This window comes from Hyphomonas sp., assembly GCF_040882205.1.
In the GTDB taxonomy this organism is placed as follows: domain Bacteria; phylum Pseudomonadota; class Alphaproteobacteria; order Caulobacterales; family Hyphomonadaceae; genus Hyphomonas.
Window position 1 is genome coordinate 1 of record NZ_JBBEBT010000149.1, and the last position, 4,576, is coordinate 4,576.

General features: G+C 63.5%; 6 protein-coding genes and 1 pseudogene. 6 read left to right on the forward strand and 1 reads right to left on the reverse strand.

Features of this window, described 5'->3' with window-relative positions:
- The 5 genes from WEA77_RS06030 to WEA77_RS06050 all read left to right on the forward strand — a co-directional run.
- Window positions 1-425, forward strand: a 425-nt coding sequence (locus WEA77_RS06030) for a sensor histidine kinase (protein ID WP_368066970.1), incomplete at its 5' end; no start/stop codon positions are given.
- Window positions 422-1,048 (forward strand): response regulator transcription factor, encoded by a 627-nt coding sequence (locus WEA77_RS06035; protein ID WP_368066971.1) that lies wholly within the window; start codon window positions 422-424, stop codon window positions 1,046-1,048. The genes WEA77_RS06030 and WEA77_RS06035, both read left to right, overlap by 4 nt.
- A gap of 70 nt (window positions 1,049-1,118) precedes the next feature.
- Window positions 1,119-1,508: a response regulator gene (locus WEA77_RS06040; protein ID WP_368066972.1), complete on the forward strand. Its 390-nt coding sequence runs from the start codon at window positions 1,119-1,121 to the stop codon at window positions 1,506-1,508.
- Window positions 1,509-1,534: 26 nt separating this feature from the next.
- Window positions 1,535-1,660, forward strand: coding sequence for a hypothetical protein (locus tag WEA77_RS06045; protein ID WP_368066973.1), 126 nt, complete (start codon window positions 1,535-1,537; stop codon window positions 1,658-1,660).
- Window positions 1,661-2,080: 420 nt separating this feature from the next.
- Window positions 2,081-3,301 (forward strand): alpha/beta fold hydrolase, encoded by a 1,221-nt coding sequence (locus tag WEA77_RS06050; protein WP_368066974.1) that lies wholly within the window; start codon window positions 2,081-2,083, stop codon window positions 3,299-3,301.
- Between the two features lie 12 nt (window positions 3,302-3,313).
- Here the strand turns inward: WEA77_RS06050 and WEA77_RS06055 are convergent, their stop codons facing one another.
- Window positions 3,314-4,228 (reverse strand): alpha/beta fold hydrolase, encoded by a 915-nt coding sequence (locus WEA77_RS06055; RefSeq protein ID WP_368066975.1) that lies wholly within the window; start codon window positions 4,226-4,228, stop codon window positions 3,314-3,316.
- A gap of 117 nt (window positions 4,229-4,345) precedes the next feature.
- Between WEA77_RS06055 and WEA77_RS06060 the strand changes: the two are divergent.
- Window positions 4,346-4,576, forward strand: a pseudogene (locus WEA77_RS06060) (MBL fold metallo-hydrolase); the annotation flags it as partial.

The following is a 4,576-nucleotide window of genomic DNA, read 5'->3' on the forward strand; positions in this document are numbered from 1 at the left end:
TGACAAGAACTTCGCGCGACCGGTCGGACATTCCGGTCACCATCACGGTGGACGGGAATATCGACCGTGTGCTGGCAGATCCCATCCAGGTTCAGCAGGTTGTGATCAATCTTGTCCGCAATGCACTGGACGCCATGACGGGCCGCGACAATGCCCGCATCGATCTGCGCGCCTCTTTGTCAGATGGACCGGGTTATGTAGAGATCGAAGTCTGCGACAATGGACCGGGGCTATCGCCGGAAATGAAAGAGTCGATCTTCAAGCCGTTCGCGACCACGAAGGCGCAAGGTATGGGTCTTGGGCTTTCGATCTGCCAGACGATCGTGGAGGCCCACGGCGGCACCATCAACGCTGTTGCGGCGCCGCAGGGTGGAACCTGTTTTAGGTTCACACTCCGGCAGGATACGGGTAAACCCTCAACATGAACGAACTGCGCCTGATCCACCTGGTTGATGATGACGAAGCCATCCGGCACTCGGCCAGCTTTATGCTCCGCCATGCCGGTTTCCGGGTGAAAACCTATACCGACGGGGTCGCCTTCCTTGAGCAGGTCGCCGAAGCCGAGCGCGGCTGCATTCTCCTCGATGTGCAGATGCCGGGCATGGACGGTCTCGAAGTCCAGGAAACCCTCAACAACCGGGGCGTTGCAATGCCCGTCATCGTGCTGACTGGGCACGGGGACATCGGGGTCGCCGTTCGGGCCATGAAAGCGGGAGCGGTCGATTTCGTCGAAAAGCCCTATGCCAAGCAAACGCTGGTCGATGCCCTGACGCGGGCATTCGATCGGTTGGAGGCGCGCCGCAAGGAAGACGTCCTCGCCGAGGAAGCACGCGGGCTGATCGAGCGTCTGACGGCCCGGGAACGGGATGTCCTGAACGGTCTTGTCGAGGGGCAAACCAATAAGGCGATCGCCGAAACCCTCGATATTTCGCCCCGCACGGTCGAGATTCACCGCGCAAATCTGATGGAGAAGATGGACGCGCCGAGTCTGTCCACGGTGCTCAGGATCGCCTTCGCAGCCGGATTTGGCGGCCCTGCTGCCTCCTAGGGGATGTACCTAAAGACGCGCGGCCGCATGACGCACTAGGGTCGGTGCTCAGTCAAACGCGGCACCCGGCATGGCACTTCCTGTACCTGTTTCCCGCCATCCCCGCATAGCCGTCATCGACGACAGCGACGCGGTTCGTCGCTCACTGTTCGTCCTGCTCGGCGCACGAGGCTACGATGTCGATGTCTTCGCCGGAGGCGCAGAACTTCTCGCGTCGGCCGCCGCCGCCGATTGCGACTGTTTCGTGATTGACCTGAAACTGGAGGGCAGCGACGGGACACAACTGCTCGCATCCCTGCGTCAGCGCGGATTCAACCAGCCCGCCGTGCTGATCTCGGGCTGGGACGTAGACTCGCTCGAGCGCATTGCCATGAAAGGCGGATTTGCGGCGCACGTCCGCAAGCCGATGATGGAAATATCCCTCGCGGATGTCCTCGGCCGCCTGCTCGGGAAAGCCTGATCCGCCAGCCACGTTCGGGCCGCGCCATGCTGATCGTCGGCTACGGCATGACGGAACGCCTCTACCTCGTCCGCAAAAGCTGGGCCGGGCAGGGCTATCGCTGGACCGCCTTCGAAACGATGGATGCCTTGTCCAGGCAGGAGGACTTCTGAACGGTTGGCGCCATCGGGGACGCAGCCGGCTTCTCGCTCCAGGGCCCCGGCCCCGGCGGTTCCATGAAGGCTATCGGCGTGCCAGACAGATCTTCTGGAAGCCTGCGCCGCCCGGCCGGGTTCACGCCGGACGGGCTTGCGAAGCAGGCTCTCCATTAACCTCGAAAGTGAAAAGCGGGACTTCCGCAGCCGCCTGCGCGACAAATCCCAGACAGGGGAGTGGGCATGGCGTGACGGGGGCGGCGTGACGGGGGCGGCGTGACTTCCAGTGCATCCGCTTTCCGGCGCGGCCCGCGCCGTCTGCGGCCAGCAGTCTCGCAATTGGACCATGGTCGCGCTACATCGGGCGGTCTACGTCCAGTGTCTGAAGGTGCATCGTTCCCGGTACGCCCGCCACCACTGCAGGGTCCAGGAGCGCTCATGCCACTTTCGCAGTTCAAAGGGTTTGCCGGAGTCGCCATTCGCGGCGACCGGCGCGGCGATCCTGATGATCCGCTGGTGCTGCTGGTGCATGGCGGTGGCCAGACCCGGGATATCTGGAACGAGGCAGCGGTTGCCCTCGTGCGGGCAGGCCGGCAGGTCATCGCAATCGATCTTCGGGGCCACGGCGAAAGCGAATGGCCCGCCGACGGGCGCTACGATTTCGGTGCCTATGTTGAGGATCTGCGGGCCATACTTTCGCAGTTGCCGTCACGGCCCGTCATTGTCGGCGCATCGCTCGGCGGCTGGGTTGCAACGGCCGCCGTCGGCGAGGATGGCGGACATCTCGCCGCAGGCCTGATCCTGGTCGACGCACCCCCAGATCTGGACCTCACGAATATCCGCAAAACGGCAGGCGCCCTGCGTGCTGCGTCCGAAACCGCCAGGGGCGCCTGGGACCCGCGCATGCTTGAGCGCTTCCATCTCGAAGACGCTCTCACGCGGTTCAGGGCTGCCGCGCCCAACATCCGTGTGCCCGCCCTGTTCGTGCGCGGCGCCCTCAGCGAAATCACAGACGCCGCCTCCGCCAGCCGCATCGTCGACCAGATCCCCGGGGCTGAGTATGTCGAGATCGGTGACGCCGGGCATGTCGTCGCCGCTGACCGCGCAGATCTCTTCAGCGCCACCCTGCTCGATTTTCTCGAACGGCGCATTCCGCGCTTTGTTCCGGAATACCGCTCAGGCTCCGATGCCCGAACGCTGCGCGATGCGCTCGGCTGTTTCGCCACCGGCGTCACGGTCATCACCACCTTCGAAGCGAACGGAGACCCGGTCGGCCTCACCGCCAATTCCTTCACATCCGTCTCGCTGAACCCGCCGCTGCTGCTCGTCTGCATCGCCAAGACATCGAGCAGCCTCAAGGCGCTCGAAGTGGCACAACACTTCGCCGTCAACGTCCTGCACATCGGCCAGCAGCCAGCCTCTAATGTCTTTGCGCAGCAAGGCGAAGACCGGTTCCGCCAGACGCCTTGGAAGCGCGGCCGGCATGACGCGCCTCTGCTCTCGAATGCCCTCGCGAATTTCGAATGCCGCCGCCATGACATGTACGACGCCGGTGACCATGTCATACTCGTCGGCGAAGTGCTCCGCGCAGCGTTCGATCCGCGCCGCGATCCGCTGCTCTACTTCCGGGGCAAGTACCGCCGCCTGCATTTCACCTGAGCGCACTGCACGTCAGAGAAACGCCTTCAGCTCCGCCGCAAACCGGTCGAACTGGTCGTGATGCAGCCAGTGGCCCGCATTCTCGTAGATCTTTACCTGTGCATTCCTGAAGTTTGCAATGCGTCCGTCCTTTTCAGGGTTCGACGCCCAGCTGTTCTGTCCGTACAGCAGCAGCGTCGGGCAGGTGATATCGCGCCAGAGCGCGTCCACCTCTTCCTGTGGCAGATCATAGGGCACCATCACCCGGAAGTGGTTGTCGAACTTCCAGGAATAGGTGCTGTCCTCATTCTGGCTGATGCCGTTGATGGTCAGATGGCGCGCCTGCGCGTCGGAGAGATAGCCGTTCTCTTCTTTCATCCGCTGATAGGCTTCTTCCAGCGTCGCATACTTCTTCGGGCTCCGGCCTGCCGCTGCGCGCTTGGCCTCGATCCAGGTGTGCATCCGTTTGGCAATCGGCTCAGCCATCCGCTCCTTCAGCATCTTCGGCGAAGGCCCGAGCCCCTCGATTGCCACGATTTTAAGGACATTTTCGGGATAGATGCCCGCATAGCGCAGTGAAATGTTGCCACCATACGAGTGCGCAACGATGGTTAACGGCGCCAGCTTCTTCTGGTGGATCAGCTGGGCGAGATCATACACGCAGGAGCGCACTGAATAGTCGCCGTCGGACGACCAGCCGCTGTCGCCGTGCCCGCGCAGGTCCGGCGCGATCACGTGCCAGTCATGGCGCAGTTCTTCGGCCACCCAGTCCCAGCTCCGGCAATGGTCGCGCCCGCCGTGCAGCAGGATGAGCGGCGGCGCGTCCGGGTTGCCCCAATCCACGTAGTGCAGGCGAACGCGCTGTGAGATGTAGCTGTGCGATGTCGGTCCGGTGATCATGCCCCTGAGATAGCCCGCCGGACGCCCCCTGGTCCAGTCCGGGGCCATCTGCCTGCCGCGAGGAAAGCGACGGCACATATTGCGTCCCCGGGGAACGCCTATAGGTTCATTCCAAACAGCGCCCGGCGATGCGCCGGACGCAGCATTTCCCTGGGAGGAACTTTGATGCACCGGACCCTTACCTTCGCCGTCATCGCCGCCGTTTGCGCGGCCTGCGCCGCCACGAGCGATCCAGTTCTTGCGTCCACCGGCGAAGCGACACCAGCGACCCTGCTCGCTAACGAAGCTTTTTCAGCCAGATTGCCGTGGGACGATGTCAGCGAAACGGCCCTCGCCAGCCGCGGCTTCATTGCGGCCCTTGACGACCCGAAGATCAAGGCCGCTGACGGGCGTGTC